Annotated in this window: 26 protein-coding genes; 17 read left to right on the forward strand and 9 right to left on the reverse strand. The window is 59.7% G+C overall.

Annotated features, from left to right (window positions below):
• Positions 1–127 precede the first annotated feature (127 nt).
• Together RCCGE510_RS15385 and betA are read right to left on the reverse strand one after the other, a co-directional pair.
• Complete coding sequence (locus RCCGE510_RS15385; protein WP_007631247.1) at positions 128–796, reverse strand: glutathione S-transferase family protein; 669 nt, start codon at positions 794–796, stop codon at positions 128–130.
• Positions 797–808: 12 nt separating this feature from the next.
• Positions 809–2464: a choline dehydrogenase gene (gene betA / locus RCCGE510_RS15390; protein WP_202804841.1), complete on the reverse strand. Its 1656-nt coding sequence runs from the start codon at positions 2462–2464 to the stop codon at positions 809–811.
• A 193-nt stretch (positions 2465–2657) separates the two neighbouring features.
• Here betA and RCCGE510_RS15395 point away from each other — a divergent pair, with 193 nt between their 5' ends.
• Positions 2658–4097 (forward strand): APC family permease, encoded by a 1440-nt coding sequence (locus RCCGE510_RS15395; protein ID WP_037078839.1) that lies wholly within the window; start codon positions 2658–2660, stop codon positions 4095–4097.
• 303 nt (positions 4098–4400) lie between these two features.
• Complete coding sequence (locus tag RCCGE510_RS15400; protein WP_276310654.1) at positions 4401–4808, forward strand: substrate-binding domain-containing protein; 408 nt, start codon at positions 4401–4403, stop codon at positions 4806–4808.
• Between the two features lie 206 nt (positions 4809–5014).
• Here the strand turns inward: RCCGE510_RS15400 and RCCGE510_RS15405 are convergent, their stop codons facing one another.
• The 5 genes from RCCGE510_RS15405 to RCCGE510_RS15425 form a co-directional block, all read right to left on the reverse strand.
• On the reverse strand, positions 5015–5575 hold the full coding sequence (locus RCCGE510_RS15405) for a hypothetical protein (protein WP_007631251.1): 561 nt from the start codon (positions 5573–5575) through the stop codon (positions 5015–5017).
• On the reverse strand, positions 5572–6276 hold the full coding sequence (locus RCCGE510_RS15410; RefSeq protein WP_007631253.1) for an SDR family oxidoreductase: 705 nt from the start codon (positions 6274–6276) through the stop codon (positions 5572–5574). Before RCCGE510_RS15410 ends, RCCGE510_RS15405 begins: the two co-directional genes overlap by 4 nt.
• A 25-nt stretch (positions 6277–6301) precedes the next feature.
• Positions 6302–7051: an MBL fold metallo-hydrolase gene (locus RCCGE510_RS15415; protein WP_007631254.1), complete on the reverse strand. Its 750-nt coding sequence runs from the start codon at positions 7049–7051 to the stop codon at positions 6302–6304.
• A gap of 45 nt (positions 7052–7096) precedes the next feature.
• Entirely contained in the window at positions 7097–8686 is a 1590-nt protein-coding gene (locus tag RCCGE510_RS15420) for a nuclear transport factor 2 family protein (protein WP_007631255.1), read from the reverse strand.
• An 87-nt stretch (positions 8687–8773) separates the two neighbouring features.
• Entirely contained in the window at positions 8774–9394 is a 621-nt protein-coding gene (locus tag RCCGE510_RS15425; RefSeq protein WP_037078846.1) for a TetR family transcriptional regulator, read from the reverse strand.
• A gap of 120 nt (positions 9395–9514) precedes the next feature.
• Here RCCGE510_RS15425 and RCCGE510_RS15430 point away from each other — a divergent pair, with 120 nt between their 5' ends.
• The 7 genes from RCCGE510_RS15430 to RCCGE510_RS15460 all read left to right on the forward strand — a co-directional run bounded on the left by RCCGE510_RS15430 (position 9515) and on the right by RCCGE510_RS15460 (position 15348).
• Positions 9515–10576: an extracellular solute-binding protein gene (locus tag RCCGE510_RS15430; protein ID WP_007631257.1), complete on the forward strand. Its 1062-nt coding sequence runs from the start codon at positions 9515–9517 to the stop codon at positions 10574–10576.
• Positions 10577–10599: 23 nt separating this feature from the next.
• On the forward strand, positions 10600–11463 hold the full coding sequence (locus tag RCCGE510_RS15435; protein WP_007631258.1) for an ABC transporter permease: 864 nt from the start codon (positions 10600–10602) through the stop codon (positions 11461–11463).
• A gap of 1 nt (position 11464) precedes the next feature.
• On the forward strand, positions 11465–12250 hold the full coding sequence (locus RCCGE510_RS15440) for an ABC transporter permease (RefSeq protein ID WP_007631259.1): 786 nt from the start codon (positions 11465–11467) through the stop codon (positions 12248–12250).
• Positions 12247–13329, forward strand: a complete 1083-nt coding sequence (locus tag RCCGE510_RS36070; protein ID WP_007631260.1) for an ABC transporter ATP-binding protein — start codon at positions 12247–12249, stop codon at positions 13327–13329. The genes RCCGE510_RS15440 and RCCGE510_RS36070 overlap by 4 nt, the downstream gene beginning before the upstream one ends.
• A 130-nt stretch (positions 13330–13459) precedes the next feature.
• Positions 13460–14056, forward strand: coding sequence for a flavin reductase family protein (locus RCCGE510_RS15450; RefSeq protein WP_007631261.1), 597 nt, complete (start codon positions 13460–13462; stop codon positions 14054–14056).
• A 3-nt stretch (positions 14057–14059) separates the two neighbouring features.
• Positions 14060–14266 (forward strand): hypothetical protein, encoded by a 207-nt coding sequence (locus RCCGE510_RS15455; RefSeq protein ID WP_007631262.1) that lies wholly within the window; start codon positions 14060–14062, stop codon positions 14264–14266.
• Between the two features lie 140 nt (positions 14267–14406).
• Complete coding sequence (locus tag RCCGE510_RS15460) at positions 14407–15348, forward strand: LysR substrate-binding domain-containing protein (RefSeq protein WP_007631263.1); 942 nt, start codon at positions 14407–14409, stop codon at positions 15346–15348.
• Positions 15349–15355: 7 nt separating this feature from the next.
• Here RCCGE510_RS15460 and RCCGE510_RS15465 read toward each other — a convergent pair whose 3' ends face one another.
• Positions 15356–16291, reverse strand: a complete 936-nt coding sequence (locus RCCGE510_RS15465) for a LysR family transcriptional regulator (RefSeq protein ID WP_007631265.1) — start codon at positions 16289–16291, stop codon at positions 15356–15358.
• 420 nt (positions 16292–16711) lie between these two features.
• Here RCCGE510_RS15465 and RCCGE510_RS15470 point away from each other — a divergent pair, with 420 nt between their 5' ends.
• From RCCGE510_RS15470 to RCCGE510_RS15505, 8 genes are all read left to right on the forward strand, one after another.
• Positions 16712–18061, forward strand: a complete 1350-nt coding sequence (locus RCCGE510_RS15470; RefSeq protein WP_037078850.1) for an aminotransferase — start codon at positions 16712–16714, stop codon at positions 18059–18061.
• Between the two features lie 667 nt (positions 18062–18728).
• A complete protein-coding gene (gene speB, locus RCCGE510_RS15475) occupies positions 18729–19703 on the forward strand; it encodes an agmatinase (RefSeq protein ID WP_346426505.1) in 975 nt (324 codons plus the stop codon).
• 233 nt (positions 19704–19936) lie between these two features.
• Complete coding sequence (locus RCCGE510_RS15480; protein WP_007631270.1) at positions 19937–21424, forward strand: aldehyde dehydrogenase; 1488 nt, start codon at positions 19937–19939, stop codon at positions 21422–21424.
• Between the two features lie 51 nt (positions 21425–21475).
• Positions 21476–22639, forward strand: coding sequence for an acyl-CoA dehydrogenase family protein (locus tag RCCGE510_RS15485; RefSeq protein WP_007631272.1), 1164 nt, complete (start codon positions 21476–21478; stop codon positions 22637–22639).
• Positions 22639–23769 (forward strand): CaiB/BaiF CoA-transferase family protein, encoded by a 1131-nt coding sequence (locus RCCGE510_RS15490; protein ID WP_007631274.1) that lies wholly within the window; start codon positions 22639–22641, stop codon positions 23767–23769. Before RCCGE510_RS15485 ends, RCCGE510_RS15490 begins: the two co-directional genes overlap by 1 nt.
• A 15-nt stretch (positions 23770–23784) precedes the next feature.
• Positions 23785–24636, forward strand: coding sequence for a MaoC family dehydratase N-terminal domain-containing protein (locus tag RCCGE510_RS15495; RefSeq protein WP_007631276.1), 852 nt, complete (start codon positions 23785–23787; stop codon positions 24634–24636).
• Between the two features lie 52 nt (positions 24637–24688).
• Complete coding sequence (locus RCCGE510_RS15500; protein ID WP_007631278.1) at positions 24689–25438, forward strand: electron transfer flavoprotein subunit beta/FixA family protein; 750 nt, start codon at positions 24689–24691, stop codon at positions 25436–25438.
• A gap of 23 nt (positions 25439–25461) precedes the next feature.
• Entirely contained in the window at positions 25462–26394 is a 933-nt protein-coding gene (locus RCCGE510_RS15505) for an FAD-binding protein (RefSeq protein WP_007631284.1), read from the forward strand.
• 207 nt (positions 26395–26601) lie between these two features.
• Here the strand turns inward: RCCGE510_RS15505 and RCCGE510_RS15510 are convergent.
• Positions 26602–26824, reverse strand: a 223-nt coding sequence (locus RCCGE510_RS15510; protein WP_007631287.1) for an alpha/beta hydrolase, incomplete at its 5' end; no start/stop codon positions are given.

The raw sequence follows: 26824 nt of genomic DNA on the forward strand, positions 1-26824 counted from the left end.
GGCGGGTACGGCCAAGCTGCAGGGCGGCGGCGAGACCGGCAAAGCTGCCGCCGATGATGATGACGTCATCCATGGTGATAAGCTCCGTGTTGCTGATGGAGGGGGTTGGGTTGGAATTCTGTTGGAATTAGATCAGGGTTGGCGAAGTGAAAAACGTTTCGCCAAGCCCCTCGACACGGGCTGCCCTGATTGCCGCGGGACGCATCTCCAGGGTGACGAGTACCTGGTGGAGCGAAGGGTAGCTCTGGCTGCGGATGTGAGCCGGATGGCCTTGCTCATATCCGTTCATCCATCGCATGAGCATCGCCAGATAGAAGTTGAGGATGCTCGGCTGAGGACCAACGAGCCAGGACGGGCGCTCCTCTTGCACCATTGCATCCAGGATGCCCAGCACCTCTTCCATCTGGCGCCGTGCCAAGGCCAGGGTGGCAGAGGTCGCGTCTTCGGAAGAGACGCGCTCTGGATGAAAAAGATGGAGGATGAGGGTGTGAACCGTATTGTTTGTGAACAGGAGCCATTTCAGAAACGCGGCCCTCTCCGGAGATGACGGCGGGGGAGCCAGCCTTCCATGTCGGTCGGCAAGCCAAAGCAGGATTGCCGTTGTTTCAATCATCACACCATCGGGCGTTTCAAGAGCGGGGATTAGTCCCAGCGGGCTCATCGAACGGAAAGCCGGAGTGTCGCGTTCGGCCTTGTCGTTGTCGACGAGGATGGCCTCGTACGGCTCGCCGAGCTCCTCGAGGACCATTCGAACCGCGAGGGAAGACCAATCCGGAACACAGTAGAGTTTGTACATTCAGTTCTCCGTCTATCGTTGTTCCGTCTGCCATGCAGCCGGGGCATAAAATGGCGCGTTGATGGGAGGCAGCGGTGATTTTCCTCGAATGAGATCCGCACCTTTTTCGGCTATCATGATCGTCGGGGCGTTGAGGTTGCCGTTGGTGATGAGGGGCATGACCGAGGAGTCGATGACACGAATGCCCTCGAGCCCGACGATTTTGAGATCCGGGCCGACGACGGTTTCCGGATCCGAGGGATCACCCATCCGGCACGTACCCGAAGGATGGAAGCCGCTTTCGGCGTAAGCCGCAATGAACGCATCAATGTCTGCGTCTGACTGGATTTCGGGACCCGGAACCAGCTCGCCTCCCCGAAACCGCGTGAAAGCTGGCTGGGCGAAGATCTCGCGTGTCAACCGAACGCAGGCCCGCATCTCCATCCAGTCGTCTTCATGCTGCATATAATTGAAGAAGATCTTCGGAGCTTGACGTGGATCGGCCGATCGGATTTTCACCGAACCGCGGCTCTTCGACAATGTCGGCCCGACGTCAACCTGATATCCGTGTTCGTGATATCGAGGATCGTCGTCAGCTCGAACTGCTATAGGAAGGAAGTGGAACTCGATATTCGGGCGCTGCAGGCCTGCACGTGACCGGATGAAGCCGCCAGCCTCGAAATGGCTACTTGCCCCCAGCCCGTCTTTGAACAGGAGCCACCGTGCCCCGATCTTCGCCCTGCTGAACCGGGTCAATATCCCGTTGAGTGTAATCGGCTCGCGGCATGCCTGCTGGATGTAGAAGCAGAGATGGTCCTGCAGGTTTTCGCCCACACCGTTCAAACGGTGGATAGGCTTGATGCCAACTTCCTGGAGGAGGGCAGGGGCGCCAACTCCCGAAAGCTGAAGAAGCTGCGGATTGTTGATCGGACCGGAAGACAGGATCACTTCGCGCTTCGCCGTGACCCTCTGCAGATATCCTCCCCTCTCATACTCGATACCGACAGCGCGCAGTCCTGAAAAAAGGATTCGCGTCGCATGGGCGCCCGTGACCGTCTTAAGGTTTCGTCTTGAGCGAGCTGGGTGCAAGTATGCGGTCGCGGTAGACCAACGTCGACCGTTGTGGATCGTCAAATCCATCGGACCGAAGCCTTCCTGTTGAAAGCCGTTCATGTCGGTCGTCTCTGGATATCCTGCCTGCCGCGCGCTTTCGATAAACGCTCGATAAAGAGGGTTCTTCATCTTGCCCGGCGCGGTCCGCAGCGGGCCACTTGATCCCCGCCAATCGTCGCCGCCCCTCGCTGAGTTTTCAGCGCGCTTGAAATACGGAAGCACGTCCGCATGCCCCCATCCTTTCGCGCCTGCTTCGACCCATCCGTCGAAATCCAGAGGGTGGCCGCGGACGTAGACCATACCGTTGATGGACGACGACCCTCCAAGCACCTTTCCACGCGGGACGTGGAGACGTCGACCGTTCAGTCTCGGCTCCGGTTCGGTGAAGTACCGCCAGTCGTATTTTTCGGTGTTCATCGGGACCGAAACGGCCGAGGGCATCTGAATGAATACCGATCGGTCCGATCCTCCGGTCTCGAGCAAGCATACTGTAGTGGCGCTATCCTCACTCAATCGGCTTGCCAAGACACAGCCTGCCGAACCGGCGCCCACCACGATGTAGTCGTATTCCTCCACTGCCACCCTCAGATTCCTTTCCTGGAGATCTCGAGCATTTCGTAATACAACTGTTGTGCGTAAAAAAGTCGAAATTTTGATGCGTCAAATTTTCTGAAAGATTTCGCCACATCCCAGCGAGAAATTGTTTTGACAATCTCGGGAACATGATTTTTTAATACGACAGTTGTTTCATAAAAATAAGGGGAACAAAATGTCACAAGAATCGCCAGTGACACTTCGAAAGGATGCATTGGGCGTCCTCAGCATCGTCCTGCTCGTCATTGCCACCAACGGACCGTTGACAGTCATTGTCGGCGCGACGCCGGCGGCCATGGCCTTCGGAAACGGGATCGGTCTTCCATCGGTTTTCTTTCTAATCGGGTTGATCTACTTGATCTTCAGCGTCGGCTTTGCAGCGATGGCGCATCACATCAAAAATGCCGGCGCCTTCTACGCCTATGTTTCGCAGGGTCTCGGCCACTCGCTTGGCGTTGGTACCGCATTCGTCGCGATCCTTGCGTATCTCAGCCTTAACATTTCGCTGTACGGCATGTTCGGCACCTTCGGTGCGAACTTCTTTACCGAAGTCGTCGGAATCAAGTTGCCCTGGTGGATTGTTTGTGCGGGCTTCGTGGTCATCGTCCATCTGTTTGCGAGCAGAAACATTCAGTTCAACGGGCGAGTCCTCGGAACGTTGATGTGTGCGGAAGTCGGCATTGCCCTGATCTTCAATATCGGCGTCGTGTTCCACGGCCCTGGCCCCGACGGTTGGGTTACCGACTCGTTCCATCCTGCAACCGTCTTCACAGCGGGATTTGGATCTGCGGTCGTCTTTGTGATCGCGTCGTTCATGGGTTTCGAGACAGCCGCTATTTATTCCGAAGAAGCCCGAAATCCGAAACGCAACATTCCCATCGCTCTATTCGTCGCGGTCGTTGTAATTGCGTTGCTGGACGGCGGTACGGCTTGGTTCATGATCTCTGCCTACGGGAAGGAGCAGGCGCTTAACCTGGCCCTGAACAGCCCCGGCACCATTTGGTTTGACATTGTTGGGCGGATCGTAGGCGGATGGGCATCGACGGCAATGGAGATGTTGATGATCACATCGCTGTTCGCCGCGATCCTCAGCTTCCAGAACACGCTGTCCCGTTACTTCTACGCGCTCGGCCGGGAAGGGGTGATCTGGCATGGCTTCGCGAAGCTTCACCCGAAGCAGCAGGCACCATATGTCGCCAGTGGCTTCCAAAGCCTTCTCATGCTTGTCGGCGTTGTCGCATCCGGCCTCATCGGCATCGATCCGCTCTCACAGCTAATGCCGATCACTGCGGCTCCCGCTTCGATCTCGATTGTCTTGGTTCAGCTCATGACAGCGCTGGCGGTAATAGGCTACTTCCGATCCAACCACCGCGACACAAACATATGGCAGCGCGTTGTGGCGCCCCTTGTGTCTGCGGTCGCGATGGGCTGGGTCTTATGGATGATGCTGACCAACGTTGCGTTGCTGACAGGTGGCCAAATGCCAATCCTCGACATTTTCATCCCGGTTCTTGTCTTCGCTGTAGGACTTGGCGGCATCGGATACGCATTCTGGCTTCATCGCGCGCATCCGGAAACCTATGCGCGGCTTACTCGTCTGCTTGAGGAAATGTGAAGGACACTGAACCTTCGCTTGTTCCATCGAAGCGCGGCGGCGACCTTTTAGGCGCCGCCGTTTTTCTCGGTCTCGACGATTGCTCGAGTTGTCTTTTCCCATCAGCGTTCGGACCGCCGCTCACGATCCTGGTGCGCGAAGCGCAGGTGACGGAGAGAAGTCGGTCGATCTGAATGATATAGTCTAGTCCGGCAGGCCGACGGGATCATCCTATTTGGAGGACCGTCTCAGTACGACGTTTCGCCCGACTTCCGCTTCGAACGCCCATCGATCATCGTTGCCGGCGAAAGTCCCTCGCCGGAATTGGTCCGCGTTCCCAGTGCGGCTAGACAATGTCGTGGCGGCGAAGGAGGCGACGCAGCATCCTATCGGGCTCGGTCACAAGCGAAGTCATCGGGAATGACGCTTCCCAACGATCTCTCCGTCGTTGGAGTTGACGACATCCGCTACGCCGAGGTGATGGACCCGCCACTGACAACGGTCGCGCAGCCGGCAGATGAAATCGGCGAGAAAGCGATGTACCGACTCCTGCGCGCGATCGATGATCCCGCCGATGAAAACGGCATCGATTACATTCGTCATCGCCCAATTATTAGTAAATCCACAATGCCGCCCACGGGATTCGCATTCTCGGATAGCAGTAGGCCCGAATTGAAAAGTCTCGGCATCGTCAGCGATGCCGCCGCTCCTCGCCGCAATGAGCACGGCTGACGGATCTCGAAACTAGGGGGGCGTCTGGAAATGGCAGTTGTGGGAACGGCCTGGAAGACCGTGACGAAGGGTTTGCCGCGCAGCCGCCTAGGACGTTCTCGCCTGGCGCGTTCACCTGCCTTAACGATGAGAACTACGGCTACGCGAGGGCACCGGATCGTGCGCAAAATTAACCGCCGGCAACGATTGCCGATTGCTCGCCCCGTCTACCATGTCTTCCAGCTACCTGACTGAGTTGCCGATCCTGGAACAATGATCTGACCGATCATCGCCTCTGCCGTCCGTGTCGATAGAAACTCCGCACAAGCCTGGAGCGTCCGTGGCCGGACGCCCGCGCGAACGTTCGGAATGACGAGCCCGTTGATACCAATATGGTGTGGCGCATAGTCGAGCGCGAGCGCTTTCACCATCGACGCCAGCCCTCCGGAGATCGCGGTCTGGGCGTCCGCGGACCCGGAACCCTCATCCCAGATCACAAGGATTCGCCCTCGATGTGCGCGGACGAGAGACCCGACCTTCTGAACGACCGCGAGGGTCTTGCCTAGTCTCGTGCGGACCTCGTCGAACCATTCGTTGCCGTCGGATGCCATGATCGATCCGCAGGAACTGGGAGGCACGAAGTGAATGAGCGACTTCCACTCTTCCAAGGGCTTCGAATCCTGAAGCTGGCGGAGTGTGATCCGCTTGAAGGAGAGATCGATCGGGATGCCGCGCTCTGCGGAATAATCGTCGTCCAGCACTACGAGGGTTTCGTGTTCATCCGTCATCTTGCCTGTCCTGCATTAGGGGAAACGATCTGTCCGTTCATCTGGACGTTCTGGTCGCAGAGAAATGCTACCGCCTCGGCGATCTCGCTTGGCGCGATAAGACGTGGAAGTGGCAGTGTGGAAAGCTTTTCCGGGGTCCGCCAGACAGAGTCCGGTGGTAGAATGGGGGTGTCGGTCGCACCTGGCGCCACGGTGCTGATGCTGACGCCTGAGCCTTCGAACTCGTACGCCAACCCGCGCATAAGTCCCAGGACGGCACCCTTCGCCGTGACGTAGTTCACGTCTTCCGCATCCCCGTTGAGTGCAAGATCGGTTGTGATGAAGACAACGCTGCCCCTTCCGTCGCTACGCATCTGGGGTAATACCGCGCGAGCGACATTGGCGGTGCCGCCAAGATGGACAGCGGCGAACTTGGACCAGCTTGCACCGTTGAATTCAAACGGGTCGCTGAGAGCCCAGAAGCCCGCCGCCGTCACGGCGGCACCAATAGGTCCATGCCGCTCCCTGATATTCTCGACGCTTTCGACCACCTGGTCGAAGCGCGTGACGTCGCAGCGACATGTCGGAAATTCATCGCCGACGTTCAGGTCGAGGCCGACGACTTTCCACCGGTCCTTTGCGAGACGCTGGCCGATGGCGGCGCCGATCCCGCTTGACAAACCCGTTACCAGCGCGACGCGGTTCTCATTCAAAGGATTCATTCGCGTATTCCTACTCGCTGGTCGTTCAAGACAGATGGCAGCCTGGTCGACGCCGCCCGGCAAGGTATTCGTCGACGACGTTCTGCAGGCGGCTTCCCGAGAAGCTCGGGAAGTGCCCACCATGGACCGTCTGAACGTTCATAGCCCCGAGCCGACGAAGGGATTTTTCGTACTCACCCAAGTCCGAATGGTAGGTGTCGTCGATGAGGGGGCCGTCATAGATGATGTCGCCCGACAGAAGCGTCGCCGTCTTCTTTTCATAAAGAGCGATACCGCCCGGAGAATGACCGGGAGTGTGGATGACCTCGAACACCCGATCGCCTAGATTGATCTCGTCGCCATCTTCAAGGAGCCGCTGCGCAGGGGCGTCTTGCACTCTGTATTTCTCGGATACCCATCCCTCCGGAACGCCATCAAACATCTCTTCGTTCGCATAGGCGTCGGCCAGGGTCAGATCGTTTCGTGGTTCTGCGAGAATTTCAGCTTCCGCACAATGGACACACCGGTAGTCGAACTCGTGATGGCACCCGATGTGGTCGAAGTGGGTGTGGCTGGCGACGCAGATGATGGGGCGCTCCCGGAGAAGCGAGATAGAGGACTTCAGCGGGAAGTGTCCTAGACCGGTGTCGAACAACAGGTCGGCGTCCTTGCCTTGTACGTGCCACATGTTGCAGCGAAAGAACGGCTTGATCCAAGGTTCGTGGATCAGGGATATCCCTTCGTCCTTCTTCTGGACCTCGTACCACTTGTCGGATTTGATAACTGGCAGTTTCACGTCGTGATCTCCCATGTCTCTTGAAATTGAGGAGCGGCCGGCCGATCAGGCGGCGGCTTCCTTCGGATGAAGGGAAAGATGCTCATGGACGGCGATCCAGCCGGCGCGATCGCGCTTGAACACGATCGTCTCCCTTTCGAGCCGGGTGGACTGCTCGCCCTGGTATTGGACGTCGGTTTCGACGTCGTGCATGAAGATCGCGTGTCCGCCGTCGAGAAGCTGAACATGCTGGTTCTCGGATCGGCATTCGAGGACACGGAATCCGTCCTTCCGCTCCCATTCCGACCATTCGTCGCGGTACTCGCTCCTGCTCAGAAGCGGCTTGTCCACGTAGTAGAACATGAAGGTCGCGTCGGACGAGAACCCGTCGAAGTAGGCTTGCACGTCGTGCCGGCTGAAGCTGTCGATCAAGGAACGTGCGGCCGCAAGGACCTGGGGTGCCTCGCGGTCGATGCTCTCGACCGCATCCGCGACTGGAGGCGCGTACGCTGGATAGTCCGAATAGCCTTCCTCGCCTCCGCCGTAGAAAAACTCGGTCCGGGGGTCGGCAAGCGGCAGGTCGTCGCGTAGCCGTGCAGGGAGATCGGGATTGGCGATGAACGGAACCCCAAAGGCGAAGAGGTCCGCTGCGCCGTTGTCCAGCATCGACTGGGCCGTCTCTCCGGTTAGGCCCCCGCAGGCGATGACGGTGCCGGGATAGAACCTCCTGAAGTCGTTCAGAAACTCGTCGGGGATCATCCGCTTGAAGCCGCGAACGGCGGCGTCCTCTCCCGCGTTCTCCACGCTGGACTGGTTTAGATGGCCGATCGAGACTGGCTCGTCGTTGAAATGGACATAGTCCGTACGCCCGGCCAGTTTTGATGCCAGGTAGAGGAACGTTTCCGACGTCGCGGGATCGTCGGGGATCTTGTTGAAGTTTCCGAATGGAGAAAGCCGGACACCAAGAACGAAGCTGTCGCCCACGGCCGCGCGAATTGCCTCGACCGTTTCGAGGACGAGGGCGCAGCGGGTGGTCACGGAGCTTCCTCCGTATCTGCCTTCCCGACGATTGACCACGCCGTTCAGGAACTGGTCGAAGAGATAGCCGTTGGCCGCGAGGATCTCGACTCCGTCGAAACCCGCCCGCCTCGCGTTCGCAGCGGCCGCGGAAAACTGCTGGACGACCCGTTCGATCTCGGCATCGGTCATCGCCCGCGGCGGGGTGACGTGCACTTTGCCCGGCCTACCTGCATCATCCAGTCCAAAGACATAGAGGTCCTCCACTGGGTCGGACGTCGGACCGAGGGGGGCCGAGCCGTTCGGAAGCACGGAGGAGTGAGCGACTCTTCCGACATGCCACAACTGGGCGATGATTATACCGCCGGCATCGTGCACAGCATTGACGACAATTTTGCAGCCATCGATCTGCTCTTCGGTGTGGAGACCTGGAGTAAACAGATAGCCGCGGCCCTCGGGCGCGACGACCATTGCTTCGGATATGATCAGGCCGGCGCTGGCTCGCTGTGCATAGTAGGAGGCGTTGAGCGCTCCGAGAGCCCCATTTCCGGATACTCTTGACCGGGTCATGGGCGCCATGACGATCCGGTTCGGCAGCGCAATGTCGCCTAGGGCGAAGCTGGTGTGAAGACTTTTCATATTCCTCCCCTAAAAATTGACAGTCGGATACTCCCCGCCGCCAAGCTCCTCGTTGGCGGCTTGAGAACTTTTTTGAGAAATCGGGTGCTAGGCGCCTGTTTTCTCTATCATCTTCGTGAGCGTGGCGTTCTGTCGTTTCACGAATTCCATTACGTCTGCGATCGATCGATCGTCACTCCGCACGTAATCGATGAATGTCATATTGATGTTGTTGAAGACAATCGCGCCGACCTGCTCGGTATCCAGGTCGGCCTTCAGGAGGCCGCGGGTCTGAAGATCCCGCAGGAGGGCTGCGATCTGGATGCGAAGGCGGTCGTCGATCTCGAGATACTGACGCGCGAAGGGGGCGGACGACTGCTGGATCGTCATGGCCATGGCCTGCCGCCACATCTCCTTTGTGACGTAAACGAGTGAGTTGTCGTAGTAGGCGCCGACGAGGGCGTTGAGCGCCTCCTCGACATCAGCGATCTGTCGCTTGATGATCCTGTCGCCGGCTGCGATGACGCCGTTTTCTTCGAGCAGGAGCGTCGCTAGCAGGATGTCGCCCTTGTTGTGGAAGTAGTTGTAGAACGTCGCCGGCGACAGATTTGCAGCCTCGGCGATGTCGTCGACGCGCGTCGCTTCGAAACCCTTCTCTCTGAACATCGCTGCCGCAGACTCGAGGATTCTGTCCGTGCGTTCCTGTTTCTGCCGTTGTCGCAAACCCAATGTTGTACTCCATAAAATATTAGAGACGATGTAAAATTACATTGACACTAAAATTTGTTTTGTTCAATCTGTTTTTCGACGGACCAGAGAGATCCGTGGGAAAAGAAAAGGGAACGCGTTATGAGGAATACGAGCATCGTCGTAGGCGCAGTCGCGTCTGTTCTTGGTGCAGCTAGCGTTGCATCCAACGCATGGGCCGCGGAGCTAAATGTGCTTGCGTGGTGCGACCATGCGGACGCGTCACTTCTGGAGCCATTCGAAAAAGCACATGACACGAAAGTCAACGTGAAGGAGTTCGAAGGTACCGGCGCCGCGATCTCGATCCTCGAGCAGTCACGGCCCGGCGACTGGGACGTGGTGACTATCGACACCGTCGACGTGCGCAGGCTGGTGGAGCGCAACCTCTTCAAAGAGCTCCCCTCTGAACAGCTCGCGACGTCGGACCAGTTCCCCGAAGTGGTCATGCAGGACCGGAACGCAATAGGCGGAAAGACCTACGCGATCACCGAGAAGTTCGGTTACAACACGATCTCCTTCGACAAGACCAAGGTCGACCCAAAGGACATGGACGATCTCTCATCGTTGTGGTCAGGGAAGTATGACAAGAAGATTGCGATCTACGACTACTACCTGCCAATCATCGGGCTGGTAGGCCTGGAAGAGGGCGTCAAGTCTGAGGATATTACTGAAGACAAGATCCCCGCCCTTCGGGAAAAGCTTTTGAGCCTGAAGCAGCGCTCAAAGCAGATCGGCGACATCGTGTCGTCACAGACCGCCTTGGCGACCGGAGAGGCCGACATACTCGTTGGCGGCGGCGAATGGATCACTGGCACCCTGCAGGGCGAGAAGCCCAACCTCGACTGGACGATTCCGAAGCAGGGCGCGATGCGCTGGTCTCAGTCGATCGGCGTCGCGAAGGACTCCGCCCAACCGGACCTGGCATTGGAATTCGTAAAATACATCACCAGTCCGGAGGCGCAGGCGAAGCTCGCGACGTCGTCTTGCTACTGGGCGATGCCCGCCAACAAGAAGGCTGGCGAGTACCTCACCGACGAGCAGAAGGCCGCGCTGCGCTGGAAGGAACAGGCGGACTACCTGGCCAGGACCAGCCTGTATCCCGCGCCTAGCGAGGCGCTCGACGCCAAGCTTCAGGACTTGTGGACCGAAGTTCTTCAGAACTGACGGCGCTGTTGGGAGGCTCTCCGATGACCGTCACCAAGAAGTCCGAACAATGGCGAGGCTGGTTCTTCGTCTCTCCTGCTTTGCTATGGACCATCCTGTTCTTTGCCGTGCCGCTCTGCCTTATGCTCGTCGCGAGTCTGAGCGGGGCACGGACGGGAGGTGGAGCGGTGGGAAGCTTTCCCAATCTCGGTACCTACGCCCGCTTCGTCGGCGACCCGGCCATGGTCCGCGCGCTGGTCGTTTCGCTGGAGATTACCGTGACGGTCACGGTAATCTCCATTCTTCTCGCATATCCGTTGGCCTGGATCATCGCCGAGAAGATTCCGCGCCGCTACCAGCGCCTTGCGCTCGTCCTCTCCATCCTGCCGTTCTGGACGTCCTACGTGATCCGTTCGTATTCCTGGCTTCTCATACTTGGGAAGAACGGCGTCATGAACGCGGCGCTGCTTAACATCGGTGTGATCTCGGAGCCGCTGGAAATCTCCGCGACGCGATCGGCAACCGTCATCGGCTTCGTCCACTTCTTCATCATGCTCCTCACGCTGACCATCTATTCGAACTTGATTCAGTTGCCGCCAAATTATAAGCGGGCCGCGGCGGACCTCGGAGCAGGCGGGTTTGACGTCTTCCGTCTCATCATCCTGCCGTTGACTATTCCCGGCATTATGGTCGGCGCGTTCCTGACATTCGTCCTGTGCATCGGCGACTACATCACCCCTCAGATCCTAGGAGGAAACAGGGAGCTCGTGCTTCCTCAGGTGATCATGATGCAGTTGGGGCGCCGCTCCGACATTGCGATGGCCTCGTCGCTGTCGATGGTGCTCATGGCGTTGATGACGCTGGCCTATCTGGGCTTCGCGCGATGGCTGAAGCTGGAGAGGACCTGACATGAGGATGTTCCGCAATCTCCTTGCATATTCCTACCTGACGGTGGCGTACGCGTTCATCTTCCTGCCGGTCGTTGTCCTGGTGCTCTTCTCGTTCCAGGATGGCAGGCTGCCCATCCCACCGTTTAAGGGGCCCACGCTCAGGTGGTACGGAGAAATCTTTTCGGACCACAAGCTGATGACGGCCCTCGGAAACTCGCTGATGGTGGCATGCACGTCGTCGGCAGTTGCGTGCACACTGGGCTTTCTCGCAGCCTATGCGCTCGCCCGATACCACTTGCCCGGCTCCGCCGTTCAGCGGGTGCTCCTCGTCATACCCATGACGTTGAGTTACCTGGTGATCGCGCTCGGTCTCCTGGTGCTTTGGAACGACCTGGGGCTTCCCCTCTCGCTTCTGTCCGTCGGCGTCGGCCACGTCGTGATCAACCTTCCGCTCTGCTTCTCGATCATCTACGCTTCGATGGGCGACCATCAGAAGAACATCGAGCGGGCAGCGAGGGATCTGGGGGCATCCGAAATCAAGGTCCTCCTCTATGTCGCGGTACCGATGGCGTTCCCATCAATCTTCGCCGCCTACTTTCTGTCGGTCACCTTTAGCTGGGACGAGTTCATCATCGCGTTCATGCTCTCCCGCTTCGACGTGACCCTTCCGGTCGAAATCTGGTCGATGCTGCGCTCGGGCCTCAACCCCAAAACCAATGCGATCGGAAGCCTCGTCTTCCTGGGGTCGATAGCGCTTGTCGCAGTGTGCGAGCTGCTCGCCTTCAAACGGAGTTATGTAAAGTGACAGCCAATGTCGAAGTTGAGAACGTTTCGTTGTCCTTTGGAGGTTTCAAGGCCCTCCGGAACGTATCGCTGAATATATCCGCAGGCGAGTTCGTGGTGCTGCTTGGCCCCTCCGGATGCGGAAAAACCACGCTTCTTTCAATACTCGGTGGATTCCTGGCTCCCACCGAAGGGCACATCCGCATTGGCGGCAGAGAGATGAACAACGTCGCGCCGAAGGACCGTCCGACGACGACCATGTTTCAGGACTACGCGCTCTTCCCGCACATGACATTGCTCGACAACGTTGGGTTCGGACTCCGGATGAGGGGACTGGGACGTAGACAGAGAAACGAGAAGGCCGAAGCCATGTTGGACATGGTCGGGCTTTCGAGCGCCGCTGCGCGACGCCCCCACGAACTGTCCGGAGGCCAGCGACAGCGGGTGGCCCTGGCGCGGGCGCTAGCCGTCAATCCGGACGTCCTCCTTCTCGACGAGCCGCTTGGAGCTCTCGATCTGAAGCTCCGCCGCCAAATGCAGGACGAGCTAAAACAGATCCAAAGGCGGGTCGGAACGACATTCGTGCACGTCACCCACGATCAGGAAGAGGCCATGTCGATCGCGGACCGGATAGTCGTGATGAGCGCCGGACGGATCGAGGATCAAGGTCCTCCGCAGCAGGTCTATCTTCGTCCCAAAACGCTTTTCTCGGCCGGTTTCATGGGAGAAATGAATCAGATTGCGGTTACGGTCGACGATGGATCGGTCACGACCGCCTTTGGAAAGCTTCCTCTCTCATCCGCCGGAGCCGAAAGCCCGGCCACTCTCTGCGTCCGGCCAGAGAACATCGGAATAGTGGCCGGCGGGGTAGAGATGGGGCCTGCGCGAATGGTCGGGAGCGCCTTCTTTGGCACGCACCACCGTTGCCACTTCACGATGAGCGCTGCGCCCGAAATCACGGTCGTTGCCCATCTTCCGCAGCATTTCATCCCGGTGGTCGGGATGGAACTTACCCTTTTCGCGAAAGATCCGATTGTCATTAGCGGGGAAGATAGGGACGCCGCCGCGGCACCGAGCTCGCCGCTCCGTCAAGTAGGGTAGGGGCAAGGAGCCGAGCACGGCACTGGCTAAACGGCAATGGTCTCGGCCACTTTCGGCGCGGTATCGACAGACTTTCGGGCGACCGCATATAGGGCCAGTGAAGCCGCAATCAGTGTCAAGGACACACAGCATGAACCCTCACATCAGGCCTGTTGATCTCTCACGGGCCGCCCGCATCCTCAACCATGGACCGACGGTTCTCGTTTCTGCGCGACATGATGGCGTCGAGAATGTCATGGCCGCGGCTTGGTGCTGTGCTCTCGACTTCGAGCCGCCCAAACTAACCGTCGTCCTGGATAGGATCGCCCACACCCGGACCTTGGTGGAAGGCAGCGGACGGCTAGTCGTCCAAATCCCGACGGTCGCGCAAGTCTCCCTCGTCAACGAGGTGGGAACCCGGAGCCTGTTCGAGCAGCCCGACAAGCTTGCGAAGTCCGGTGCAGTCTTCTTCGAGATGCCAGGCCGCGACTTGCCTTTCGTCGAAGGCTGCTCCGCCTGGCTCGAATGCAAAGCTATTTCGGAACCGCATATTCAGGAGACCTACGACCTGTTCGTTGCGGAGATCACCGGAGCTTGGGCGGACGATCGCGTGTTCCGGGACGGCCGCTGGAATTTCGAGCAGGCCGATCCGCAATGGCGAAGCCTGCACCACGTCGCGGGCGGTCACTTCTACATCATCGGCGACGCAGTAGACGTCGCGCGAGACGAGCCGAAGATCGGGGACTAAACTTTGGCTCTGGTCCTGCTCGACGACAAAGGCCGGTTGCACGTCGGCGCCCGGACCATCCAGCGGGCCGGGCGGATGTCGACCACGTTCGAGGCTTCCTCGATGCATGCAGCGATCGACTTTGCCGGAACGGGCAGCAGGCGTGGCCACCACGGCGTCGTGGTGTCCATTAAACCTCCCTGTGTCCTCGGCCACTCCTCGATGGCCTAGGACGTGGCGGAGAGGCGGGCGTCCAGTCGAACAGCATTTTCTTTCCGGCCCTATCGGATTTCTTCTGGACTGCCTGCGGGCCGCTTCCTTGAAAACTCTCCGATATTGATGAAGGCTGCGATCGGAGAAGGAAACTCACCGTGGATCTAAGACAGCTCAAATACTTCGTGGCGATCGTCGAGAACGGTTCGTTCTCGAAGGCGTCCGCCGCTCTCAACGTCGCCCAGCCGGCCCTGAGCGCCCACGTCCGGAACATGGAGGCCGAACTCGGGACGAACCTGCTGCTTCGTACCCAGCAGGGCGTTCTGACCACGGAGGCGGGCGAGATCCTCCTTCGCAACGCGCACGTCATCATCGACCAGTTCGCGGTCGCGCATGAAGAGATCCGAGGGCATCACTCCGAACCCGCCGGCGACGTAACGCTCGGTCTGCCAGGAACGATTAGCCAGGTGCTTTCGGTCCCGCTGATCCTTGCCGCGCGGTCGCGCTACCCCAAGATTCGGCTGCGCATCGCGGAAGCCATGAGCGGCTTCATTACGGATTGGGTGCGCGACGCAAGGGTGGATCTCGGCGTCATCTACGAGGCCCTGAACGACCGTGTGATAGCTTCCTACCCGATCCTCGCCGAAGGTCTGTGCCTGCTCGGACCCACCTTCGACCAAGAACATGGATCGCTCGAAGGCAGGACGACGATAACCCTTGCGGAGTCCCTGTCGCTCCCGCTCATTCTTCCAAGCTCGACCCACGGCCTGCGAAAGCTCTTGGACGCGAGGTCGCTTGCGGAGTTCGGAACGAGCATCGACGCCCTGATCGAAGTCGACTCCTTCAGTTGCATCAAGGAATTGGTCGGGCAGGGGCTGGGCTACTCCATCCTGCCTCTAAACGCGATCTCTCGCGAAAAGGAGGACGGCGTGCTACGTGTCTTGCCCGTCGAGAACCTTAGCCGCGAGCTGCATCTCGTACGTCCGATCGATCGGCCGACCACGAATGCGGTCGTGGTCATCGAGCGCCTCTGCCGGGAAGTCGTGAGCCGGCTCGTCAACGATGGTCGATGGAAAGGGGTCGCCATCGTCCCGCAGTAGGCATTCGTCAGACGCTTGCCTGAAGCTCCGCGAGGCGTCTTCTGAGCTTCCGCGCGACTGCGGTCCCCTCGGACTTTTGCAGGCAGACGGCTGCTACTTGAAGCGAAGACTTATCTCCCGGTGAGATGAGGGCCCGAAGGCGGCCCGCTGCCACGTAGGGCTCGGCGACGTGAATAGGAAGACCCGCGACGGCAAGTCCGGAAAGAGCGTAGGACAGATGAGTGTCCACGCCATGTCCCACCAGGCTCGCGGTCCGCAGCAGCGACAGCTCCTCGAACTGGGCGACTTCGAACTGTCCGTGGCTCGTGCACTCGAAGCTCGAGACATGTTCGGCCGTTAAATCGGCCGCGTCAGCCGTGAACAAAGGATGGCCCTTTCCGCAGTAGAGCATTCGATCCTCGTCGTAAAGCCGGTCATATTCGAGGCCGGCGACGCGGTGTGTGACGGCGACCATCACCAGATCGAACTTCCCGTTGAAAAGGTCCGCGATCAATTGATAGCCGACCCCTAGCTCGAGCTGGATGGACAGGCTCTCGCCGTTCGCGCGCATGGCGGCAAGAGCTTCCGGCAGGCGGCATTTGGGATTGCACACGATGTTATCCTCGACGCCGAGGCGGAGCTGCCCCCAAGAGCCGTCGTGTATCTTTCCGACCGTATCGGTGAATCTTTCTCCCGCCTGCAGTAGCTCTATCGCCGCGTCGTAGACGCTGCGTCCCTCGGGCAACAGCCTGAAACCTGTGGGGCCTCGCTCGCAGAGACGAAGTCCCAGCCGTAGCTCGAGGCTCTTCATGTTTTCGCTGATGAGGGACTGCGCCATGTTGAGACGGACCTGCGCGCCGGCGAACCCATTGCTTTCGACGATTGCGATGAAGATCTTCAGTCTTTTGATGTCCGCATCGGAGATCTTCTTGAGGAAATTGGTTCGAACCGCTGCAGTCGCCACTTAGTCAAATGTCTCCGTCGCTCCAGACGTCGAAACGCCCGAAGGCAAGCTTCAGAAAATGCCGATCCAAATAGCAGAGAATACTGATGTCGCGGACAAGTCAAATCGGTCACCTTTCCGTCATGAAGCATTGTTGACATCGGGAGGGATCGTTGACTTCGGAGGACAGGATACCACGAACAGGCGGCCGCTAAGTCCGCTTCAGCTCGATCGCATGAGATCATAGCCCGTCGTCCTCTGAAAAGCCCGCAGTAAGACTGAACGCCCCGTAGGCGCTGCAACGCAAGGCTCCACAGCCTGGCGCCTGCGTGGACGCGTGTGTCGCAATATCCGGCGTAGAAGACGCGATGTGCTCCGACGCCGACAACCAGGGGGTGGGTAAACCGCGCCTTCAGATCTATCTGGGAGACCACGAAGGAAATGCCGAACCAAATGAGCCAACTCGCCGAGCGCGACGTCAAATCACTCTTCCACGGCCAGACGGACGCCCGAAAACTCGAAGCAACCGGCCCCCTGGTCTGCGTACGCGCAGAGGGAATCAACGTATTCGACGAGCACGGCAACGGATATATCGACACGCTCGCATCCATGTGGAACGTCGCACTGGGATACAGCGAGCAGCGTCTGATCGAGGGGGCAAAGCGCCAGTTGGAAACGCTTCCCGCGTTCCACTCCTACTACAACCGATCGCATCCCCCGGCTATCGACCTTGCCGAAAGGCTGACGGCGATGGCGCCGGGCGGAATGTCCAAGGCCTATTTCACGAATTCCGGATCCGAGGCCAACGAGACGGCGGTAAAAATCGTCCGCTTTTACAACAACGCCCTGGGACGCCCGGAGAAGAAAAAGATCATTGCCCGTCAGCAGGCCTATCACGGAGCAGGGATCTTCTCCGGCAGCCTTACCGGCCTTAAGGCGATCCATGAAGGCTTCGATCTTCCTTCGCCGGGAGTCCTTCGTACCGCCTTCCCGTATCAGTACCCTGCTCAGAGCAATATTTCGGAAGAGGAGTTCGCCACCTCGCTGGCTGAGCTACTTGAAAGCCTCATCCTCAGCGAAGGCCCGGACACTATCGCCGCGTTTATCGGCGAGCCGATCTTGGGGTCCGGCGGCGTTTACCCTCCGCCAGCCACCTATTGGGAGAAGGTCCAAGCGGTCTTGCGCAAGTACGACATTCTTCTAATCGTCGACGAGGTCATCACAGGGTTCGGCCGCACCGGTCCGATGTTCGGCAGCGAACTCTATGGTTTGCGTCCCGACTTGCTCGTCCTCTCGAAGCAGATCACGTCAGGATACGCCGCGCTCGGCGCCGTCCTCTTCACCGATGAGATCTACCAAGTCGTCGCGGACTACACGAGCAAGCTCGGAACCTTCGGGCACGCGTTCACGAGTGGCTGCCACCCCGTTCCGATCGCCATCGCCCTGGAAACGCTCGACATCATCGAGGAGCGGAAGATCCTCGAGCATGTTCAGTCGATAGCTCCCCATTTCGAAGAGCGCGTTCGTCGCTTTTCGACGAGAGGCGACGTCGTCGATGTTCGGTGCGTCGGTCTCCTTGCGGCGATCGAATTGCGCCATCCGGAAGGAATCGGTCCGGGCGTGATCTCTAAGAAAGCCGTCGACATCGGGACACGACATGGCCTCCTGTTGCGCGCCTCCGGGAACTCGATCGCAATCTGCCCGCCGCTCATCATCACCACGAGCGAGCTCGACACGATGTTCGACCGTCTCGAAGCGACCTTCGACGAGTTGGCCAGCGAGACGACGTAAGAAAATCCGGCTTCGGCCGGCCACCACTGAAATCCAAGAAAGGTCAGGGGATAATCCCTGGCCTAAAGGGAACAAACCATGAGATATCTGCACAGCACCATTCTTGCGTTCGCCTTCACCGTCTGCGCAAGCGTCCAGACCGCCTATTCGGTAGAGACGGTCCGGATCGATCCGAGCTATCCGCCGCGAGCATGAGCGCCGACGGTGAGATCGTCGGCTTCGAAGTCGAATACGCCAAGGCGCTCTGCGAGAAATGAAGGTTACTTGCACGTTCCAGAAGCAGGACTTCGACGGCCTCATTCGACGTTGCTCGCGAACAAGTTCGACTTCATCATGTCGTCCGCGTTCTTCCACGTAATCATGCCGCAGGCGATGAGACTTGCGATCCGCCAACTTGGAAACGAGGTCATCTGGGAGAGCGCCCCTGACTGCCGTAATCACGGTGTTCAATCTCATGGGCCAGACGCGCTTCGTCTTATCGCCGACGTTCGACCTGTCGACCTAACATCTGGGCGGCGCTGATCTGCCTCGCCCTCACAGAAACCATCCTCCGAGGCGTACTGAGCTTCGAAAACCGGGCTCGGCTCGCGGGCAGGGTCGCCGCGCTTCCAAGGGGCGCTTGACAGACAGTCAGCGTGGCAGCCTTGCCCGCTGACGGCGATATCTGTTGAAAAACCAAATGGTAGGTGCTGGAATGACTAAACTAAATCAACCGCTCGGCGGCAACGAGATGCCTCGCTTTGGCGGGACCGCCACGATGATGCGTCTGCCGAACCCATCCACGCCAGAGGGTCTGGACGCGTGCTTCGTCGGAATTCCGATGGACATAGGCACGTCCTGGCGCTCGGGCACCCGTTTCGGACCGCGCGCGATCCGTGCCGAAAGCTGCCTACTCCGTCCGTTCAACGTGGCGACGGGCGCCGCGCCTTTCGACAGTCTGCAGATCGCCGACGTCGGCGACGTCGCGATCGACACTTTCAACCTCCCGCAAAGCGCGAAGATCATCCGCGAGGCCTATGCGAATCTTCTTAAATTTCCTGTCCGGCCAATCACACTTGGCGGCGACCACTCGCTGACATTCCCGATCCTCCAATCGGTCGCCGAAAAACATGGACCGGTGGCGCTCATCCATGTCGACGCGCACGCCGACGTCAACGATACGATGTTCGGCGAACCCATCGCTCATGGGACGACGTTCCGTAGGGCATACGAGGCAGGAGCCATCATTCCCGAACTGACCTTCCAGATCGGATTGAGAGGAACGGGCTACTCCCCGGAAGACCTCGACTGGTCCCGCGACAAAGGTTTCACCGTCATTCCAGCCGATCATGTCTGGGGCAAAGATCTTACTGGGCTCATGGCCGAGATACGCGAGAAGATCGGCCGGGCGAAGGCCTACGTGAGCTTCGATATCGACGCGCTTGATCCCTCGGTCGCACCCGGAACCGGCACTCCCGAGATCGGCGGCCTCACATCCTGGCAGGGCCTCCAGATCGTTCGCGGCTGCAAGGGGCTGGACGTGGTCGGGGCGGACGTCGTCGAGGTTTCGCCGCCGTACGATCCCTCAGGAAACACGGCGCTTGCGGCAGCCAACATCGCGTTCGAACTCCTGTGCGTACTGCCCGGCGTTAAGTACAACTGAAGCGTCATGACTTCGCAGGGCCAGCTCCCGCGTCGGCGCTCAGGCCGAGCCGGCGTTGGCCCTGACCCCTCCGGCAGGGCCGCCAGTCATAGCAATATCCGATAGCCCCTCGAGCAAATCGGTATTCGATTAAGCGGTCGACCGCCTTTATAAAAATTCAACAGCGCAGCGATGCATGGCTTCAGAAGAAGCCGCCGAGGAACAGCACCGAGCGCAGCATTGGGAGGCAGATCATGGAAGGCGTTGTACGCTTCGAAAACACGGTTAGCGGCACGCGCAAAACGAGCGCGACGGGCCGCTGGATCGAATCCACGAACCCCTACACTGGCGAAGTTTGGGCCGAGGTTCCTCATTGCGGCGCCGAGGACGCGGTCGAGGCGATCGAGGCCGCCCATGCAGCATTCGTCAAGGGTCCTTGGGCCAAAATGACGGCGACCAATCGCGGGAAACTCCTGCGCCGGCTCGGCGATTTGATCGCACGTGATGCCGAAAAGCTCGCGACGATCGAGACGCGCGACAACGGCAAGCTGTTCGCCGAAATGCACGGCCAGCTCCGATACATTCCGGAATGGTTCTACTACTTCGGCGGCCTCGCGGATAAGATCGAGGGCGGAGTTCTGCCGATCGACAAGCCGAACCTGTTCGCTTACACGAAGCGCGAGGCTCTGGGGGTGGTCGTCTGCATCACGCCTTGGAACTCGCCGCTCCTCCTTCTGACCTGGAAGCTGGCCCCGGCGCTCGCCGCTGGCAACACGATCGTCATCAAACCGTCCGAATTCACCTCCTGCTCGACGCTCGCGCTCATGGAGCTCGTAGCTGAAGCCGGCTTTCCCGAAGGCGTCGTCAACACCGTCACCGGCTACGGGAACGAAATCGGCGCGACGCTTGTCGAGCACCCGATGGTGGCGAAAATCGCATTTACTGGCGGCGACGCGACGGGCGCGCACATCTACTCCGCCGCGGCGAAGAGCTTGAAGCATGTCACCCTCGAACTGGGTGGCAAATCCCCCAATATCGTCTTCGCCGACGCGAACATCGACGACGCGGTCAAGGGAGCGATCTCCGGGATCTTCGCGGCGTCGGGGCAGACCTGCATTGCAGGCTCGCGCCTCCTGGTTCAGAAGTCGATCTACGAGGACTTCTCCAAAAAAGTAGTCGATTTCGCTAGGACGGCCCGACTTGGCGATCCCATGGAGGGGACAACTCAGGTTGGTCCAGTCACCACGCTGCCTCAGCGCAGGAAGATTCTCGACTACATTGAAGTCGCGAAGGGCGAAGGCGCGCGTTGCCTGCTCGGAGGCGCAGTCCCGGACGAACCGGCCCTGGGAAAGGGCTGGTTCGTACAACCGACGATCTTCGGAGACGTTTCAAACAAGATGAGGATCGCGCGTGAGGAGGTCTTCGGCCCAATCCTGTCGATCATTCCGTTCGAGGACGATGAGGAGGCGGTGGAGATCGCCAACGATACGATCTACGGTCTGGCATCCGGCGTCTGGACGTCCAACATTCAGCGCGCTTTCAACATGGCGGACAACATCCGCGCCGGCACGGTCTGGGTCAACACCTACCGCGCCGTCAGCTTCATGGCCCCGTTCGGCGGCTACAAGATGAGCGGCATCGGACGAGAGAGCGGCCAGGCCGCGATCGACGAGTACCTTCAGACAAAAACGGTGTGGATCAACCTCGCCGACGGCGTCGCCAACCCATTCATTCTGCGCTGACAGCGTTCGACGGGCTTCCACACCCAAAGCATTATTGGAGGAGAAGTGAACATGCAGGTTACGCGCGGTGATGATTTTCAGGATATTCGTGACGCGGTCCGGGCGCTCTGCGCAGAGTTTCCGTCGGAGTACCATCGGAAAGTCGACGAGGCTCGCGGCTATCCGGAGGAGTTCGTCGACGCCCTGACAAAGGCAGGCTGGATGGCTGCTCTGATACCGGAGGAGTACGGTGGTTCCGGTCTAGGATTAACCGAGGCGTCCGTCATCATGGAGGAGATCAATCGGTCCGGCGGCAATTCGGGGGCCTGCCACGGACAGATGTACAACATGAACACGCTTGTCCGCCACGGTTCGGAGGAACAACGGCAGCGGTATCTGCCGAAAATCGCCGCAGGCGAACTTCGCCTGCAGTCCATGGGCGTCACCGAGCCTACCACGGGCACCGATACGACGAAGATCAAGACGACCGCCATCAAGAAAGGCGACCGCTACGTGGTCAATGGCCAGAAGGTGTGGATCTCGCGAATCCAGCACTCGGATCTGATGATCCTTCTCGCCCGCACGACACCCCTCGACAAGGTGGCGAAGAAGTCCGAGGGCATGTCGATCTTCATCGTCGACCTCAAGGACGCGATCGGCAAAGGCATGACGGTCCAGCCGATCCTGAACATGGTCAATCACGAGACCAACGAGCTGTTCTTCGACAATCTCGAAATTCCGGAAGAGAATCTCATCGGCGAGGAAGGGCAGGGGTTCAAGTACATCCTGACAGGACTTAACGCCGAACGCACGCTCATTGCCGCCGAATGCATCGGCGACGGCTACTGGTTCGTGGAAAAGGTATCGAACTACGTGAAGGAGCGCACGGTCTTCGGTCGGCCGATCGGCCAGAACCAGGGCGTTCAGTTTCCCATAGCCGAGAGCTACATCGAGATCGAAGCGGCGAACCTGATGCGATACGAAGCATGCCGCCTATATGACGCGCACCAGCAGTGTGGCGCGCAGGCAAATATGGCCAAGTATCTGGCGGCGAAGGCCTCATGGGAAGCGGCGAACGCCTGCCTCCAGTTCCATGGAGGCTTCGGATTCGCCTGTGAGTATGATGTGGAGCGGAAGTTCCGTGAGACGAGGCTCTATCAGGTTGCTCCCATCTCCACGAATCTCATCCTTTCCTACGTCGCCGAGCACGTACTCGGGTTGCCGAGGTCTTTCTGATGCAAGCCAATCCACGTCTTCCACTCGAAGGAATCCATGTCGTCGCCATCGAGCAGGCGGTGGCGGCCCCATTCGCTTCTGTTCGGCTGGCCGACGCCGGTGCGCACGTCATTAAAATCGAGCGTCCGGAGGGCGACTTCGCTCGTGGCTACGATGACGTCTGCTCCGGGCAGAGCAGTTACTTTGTCTGGCTGAACCGCGGCAAGGACTCGCTGATCGTGGACCTTGCTTCGGAGGACGGGAAGCGGACGCTTGCCGATCTTCTTTCGAATACCGACGTGCTCGTGCAAAATCTCAAGCCAGGCGCTCTCGAGCGGCTCGGGTTCGGGCCGGATGCTCTTCGTAGGACGCATCGGAGCCTTATCGTGTGCTCAATAAGCGGCTACGGCGAAAGCGGGCCGATGGCCGACCGAAAGGCATATGACCTTCTGATACAGGCGGAGTCCGGTCTTTCATCGGTGACCGGCGGGCCGGATGCCCCCGCACGCGTCGGAATCTCCGTCGTCGACATCGCGACAGGAGCGACGGCGTACTCGGCCATTTTGGAGGCGCTGCTTCATCGGGCTGCGACAGGCGAGGGCGCCGACATCCGCGTGTCGATGTTCGACGTCATGACGGAATGGCTGACCGTACCACTGCTTCAGGAAGAGGGCGGGAAGCCTCCGAGACGGATCGGGCTGGCTCATGTCTCGATAGCGCCCTACGGCGTGTTCAAGGCAAAGGACGGAAAAGACATCCTGATTTCCATCCAAAACGACCGGGAATGGATCAAGTTCTGCAACGAATTTCTAAAACAGCCGGCGATGGGAAAGGATCCGTCGTTTGCGCGGAACGTCGACCGCGTCGCGAACCGCACCGCAACCGATGCCCTCGTCGCGTCTGCCTTCGCCGAGATGTATGCGGACGACGCGACTGAACTACTCGCCAGATCTGACGTCGCATTTGCCTCCGTAAACGACATGGCCGCGCTGTCGTCCCACCCGCATCTTCGGCGCATAACAGTGCAGACCGAGGCGGGGACGGTCTCGTATCCGGCGCCGGCGCCGATTTTCGTCGGGCAGTCGCGAACCTACGGAGCAGTTCCAGCGCTTGGAAAGTCGGTTCGTTCCGCCTTTGCCGAGAGCGTGTGATCAAGGAGCCGCACAATGTCCGACAGCGCAAACCCGGACGTCGATCATCTACGCTCATGGATTGGGCGAGAGACGAGAGACTCCGATCTAGTCTCGGTCGACCTCGTCAAGAAATTCAATGCAACGTTCGGGCTCTCGACCGCCGAACCGGCATGGGGATCCCCGGCACCACTTCTTGTACACTACTGCCTCGCACAGCCGACGGGTCCCACCGACGACCTCGCAGACGACGGCCATCCGCATCGCGGAGGCTTCCTGCCACCAGTCCCGCTGCCACGACGGATGTGGGCGGGAAGCTCGTTGTCCTTTCATGGGGACCTCAAGGTCGGCGATCTGGTGATGCGAACCTCGCGTATAGCGGACGTGGTTTATAAGGACGGCAGGTCCGGCAAGCTCTGTTTCGTCGCGGTCGAGCATAAGGTCGAGGTCGCAGGATCTCTGAAGATCGAGGAAACGCAGAACATCGTCTACCGGGAGGCATCCCAGGGGGAGGTGGAACGGCGGCGCTCAGAGATTGCACCGATCGGAGCCTGGACGCGAGCTTGGAACGTGTCGTCGCCCCTCCTGTTCCGCTATTCGGCGATAACCTTCAACGCGCACCGGATTCACTACGACCGGGGGTACGCGACGACGGTCGAGAATTATCCGGGTCTGGTCGTCCACGGGCCGATGCAAGCGACGGCGCTGCTCAACTACGCCGCGGAGATCAAAGGAGGTCGGCCAAACCGCTACACGTTCCGGAGCGAGGCGCCGATGTTCGACTGCGACACAGCCCATCTCCACGCCGCGGATAAGAACGGATCGCTCGCCCTTTGGACTGCGACCGATACTGGACCCGTCGCTCTGAACGCCGAGGCTTGGTGGTAACCAAAACCTGGCATCCGAATTTCCAGTTCAAAAGGAAGGGGCGACCAACGCCATGAAAATTCTCGTCTCCGTGAAGCGGGTGGTTGATTACAACGTGAAGATCCGCGTGAAACCGGATGGCACCGGCGTCGAGCTCGCGAATGTGAAGATGTCTATGAATCCGTTCGACGAGATCTCGGTCGAGGAGGCTCTACGGCTGAAGGAGGCCGGCAAGGCCGAGGAAGTAGTGGTGGTCTCAATCGGTGCGGCGAAGGCCGAGGAGACGCTGAGGACGGCGCTGGCGATGGGCGCCGATCGGGCGATCCTGGTTGAAACCGATGACGCCGTCGAGCCGCTCGCCGTCGCCAAGATCCTCAAGGCGGTCGCCGATGCCGAGCAGCCGGGATTGGTCATCGTCGGCAAACAGGCGATCGACGACGACAGCAACCAGACCGGCCAGATGCTGGCCGCACTTCTGGGTTCGGCGCAGGCGACCTTCGCCTCAAAGATCGAGATCGGAGACGGCAAGGCAACCGTGACCCGCGAAGTCGATGGCGGCCTGCAGACGATCGAGATCACGCTGCCGGCGGTGATCACCTCGGACCTGCGCCTCAACGAACCGCGTTATGCCTCGCTGCCGAACATCATGAAGGCGAAGAAGAAGCCGCTCGACAAGAAGAGCCCTGCCGATTTCGGCGTCGACACGACACCGCGGCTGAAGGTGTTGAAGACCGAGGAGCCGAGTGGCCGCAAGGCAGGCGTCAAGGTCAAGTCGGTCGCCGAGCTGGTCGACAAACTGAAGAACGAAGCCGGCGTGCTTTAAGGCAGGAAAGAGAGAACACCATCATGACCATTCTTCTTCTGGCCGACCACGACAATGTCAGCCTTTCCGACCAGACCGCCAAGGCGCTGACGGCGGCAAGCCAGATCGGCTCCGATATTCATATTCTCGTCGCCGGCAAGGGCGCCAAGGCTGCGGCCGATGCCGCCGCCAAACTCTCCGGCGTCTCGAAAGTGCTGCTCGCCGAAAGCGACCAACTGGCCAACAATCTCGCCGAACCGCTTGCCGACCTGATCATCTCGCTGGCCGGCTCTTATGACACCGTTATCTCGGCCGCCACCTCGACCGGCAAGAACGTGCTGCCCCGCGTCGCTGCCCTGCTCGACGTCGCTCAGGTCTCGGAGATCATCGAAGTGATCTCCGCCGATACCTTCAAGCGGCCGATCTATGCCGGCAACGCCATCCAGACCGTGCAGGCGACCGACGCCAAGAAGGTCATCACCGTCCGAACAGCTTCCCTCGTACCTGCCGAGGGGAGCGGATCGGCTGCCGCTGTCGAAAGCGTCGCAGCGGCAGCCGATCGACAACCATCGGAGTTTGTCAGCCAATCGGTCTCGGCCTCCGACCGCCCGGAACTGACCTCGGCGAAGATCATCATCTCGGGTGGTCGTGCCCTCGGCTCCGCCGAGAAGTTCAAGGACTTCATCCTGCCGATTGCCGACAAGCTCGGAGCTGCCGTTGGCGCCTCCCGCGCCGCCGTCGATGCCGGCTATGCGCCGAACGACTGGCAGGTCGGCCAGACCGGCAAGGTGGTTGCACCCGACCTCTACATCGCCTGCGGCATCTCGGGTGCGATCCAGCACCTTGCCGGCATGAAGGATTCGAAGGTCATCGTCGCTATCAACAAGGACGAGGAAGCGCCGATCTTCCAGATCGCCGACTATGGTCTCGTCGGTGACCTGTTCGACGTCCTGCCGGAGCTTCGGAAAGTAGTCTGATGGCACGACGGAGCTGCCCGAACGCGAAAGCAGGGGTTTCGACGTTGTGATCGTCGGTGGCGGTCCTGCAGGGTTGTTGGCTGCGGAGGTCCATCTCGCCGCCATGCTTTCCACGAGATCGCTGAACCTTAGAGAGATGCACCTGCAGCGGACACAGATCGGATTGACGTTGCCGACGGCCCTGATTTCGGCCTGGACGAGTGACCGCTACTCGGCCCATGCCGCAATCCGTTCCGCGATCGCCTCGGGGGCTTCGATGTGCAGGAAGTGACCGACGTCGGGGACGACTTCCATCGCGTGCCGGGCGGCGAACCGATGTCCGTCGTCGACCTGTTGGGGGAAGATGCAGCCGTCGTCGGCACCGTGGAGCTGCAGCAGGGGCGTTGTGATCGGCTGAGACAGGCGGCGCATCGCCCCAAGCATGCCGGGG

Source organism: Rhizobium sp. CCGE 510 (assembly GCF_000292525.1).
GTDB lineage: Bacteria > Pseudomonadota > Alphaproteobacteria > Rhizobiales > Rhizobiaceae > Rhizobium.

What these genes read in the sequence shown, in the direction of transcription:
- RCCGE510_RS15385 (WP_007631247.1), bottom strand. Translation starts at nt 796, where the DNA reads ATGTACAAACTCTACTGTGTTCCGGATTGGTCTTCCCTCGCGGTTCGA.
- RCCGE510_RS15395 (WP_037078839.1), top strand. Translation starts at nt 2,658, where the DNA reads ATGTCACAAGAATCGCCAGTGACACTTCGAAAGGATGCATTGGGCGTC.
- RCCGE510_RS15405 (WP_007631251.1), bottom strand. Translation starts at nt 5,575, where the DNA reads ATGACGGATGAACACGAAACCCTCGTAGTGCTGGACGACGATTATTCC.
- RCCGE510_RS15410 (WP_007631253.1), bottom strand. Translation starts at nt 6,276, where the DNA reads ATGAATCCTTTGAATGAGAACCGCGTCGCGCTGGTAACGGGTTTGTCA.
- RCCGE510_RS15420 (WP_007631255.1), bottom strand. Translation starts at nt 8,686, where the DNA reads ATGAAAAGTCTTCACACCAGCTTCGCCCTAGGCGACATTGCGCTGCCG.
- RCCGE510_RS15430 (WP_007631257.1), top strand. Translation starts at nt 9,515, where the DNA reads ATGAGGAATACGAGCATCGTCGTAGGCGCAGTCGCGTCTGTTCTTGGT.
- RCCGE510_RS15435 (WP_007631258.1), top strand. Translation starts at nt 10,600, where the DNA reads ATGACCGTCACCAAGAAGTCCGAACAATGGCGAGGCTGGTTCTTCGTC.
- RCCGE510_RS15440 (WP_007631259.1), top strand. Translation starts at nt 11,465, where the DNA reads ATGAGGATGTTCCGCAATCTCCTTGCATATTCCTACCTGACGGTGGCG.
- RCCGE510_RS15450 (WP_007631261.1), top strand. Translation starts at nt 13,460, where the DNA reads ATGAACCCTCACATCAGGCCTGTTGATCTCTCACGGGCCGCCCGCATC.
- RCCGE510_RS15470 (WP_037078850.1), top strand. Translation starts at nt 16,712, where the DNA reads ATGCCGAACCAAATGAGCCAACTCGCCGAGCGCGACGTCAAATCACTC.
- RCCGE510_RS15480 (WP_007631270.1), top strand. Translation starts at nt 19,937, where the DNA reads ATGGAAGGCGTTGTACGCTTCGAAAACACGGTTAGCGGCACGCGCAAA.
- RCCGE510_RS15485 (WP_007631272.1), top strand. Translation starts at nt 21,476, where the DNA reads ATGCAGGTTACGCGCGGTGATGATTTTCAGGATATTCGTGACGCGGTC.
- RCCGE510_RS15490 (WP_007631274.1), top strand. Translation starts at nt 22,639, where the DNA reads ATGCAAGCCAATCCACGTCTTCCACTCGAAGGAATCCATGTCGTCGCC.
- RCCGE510_RS15495 (WP_007631276.1), top strand. Translation starts at nt 23,785, where the DNA reads ATGTCCGACAGCGCAAACCCGGACGTCGATCATCTACGCTCATGGATT.
- RCCGE510_RS15500 (WP_007631278.1), top strand. Translation starts at nt 24,689, where the DNA reads ATGAAAATTCTCGTCTCCGTGAAGCGGGTGGTTGATTACAACGTGAAG.
- RCCGE510_RS15505 (WP_007631284.1), top strand. Translation starts at nt 25,462, where the DNA reads ATGACCATTCTTCTTCTGGCCGACCACGACAATGTCAGCCTTTCCGAC.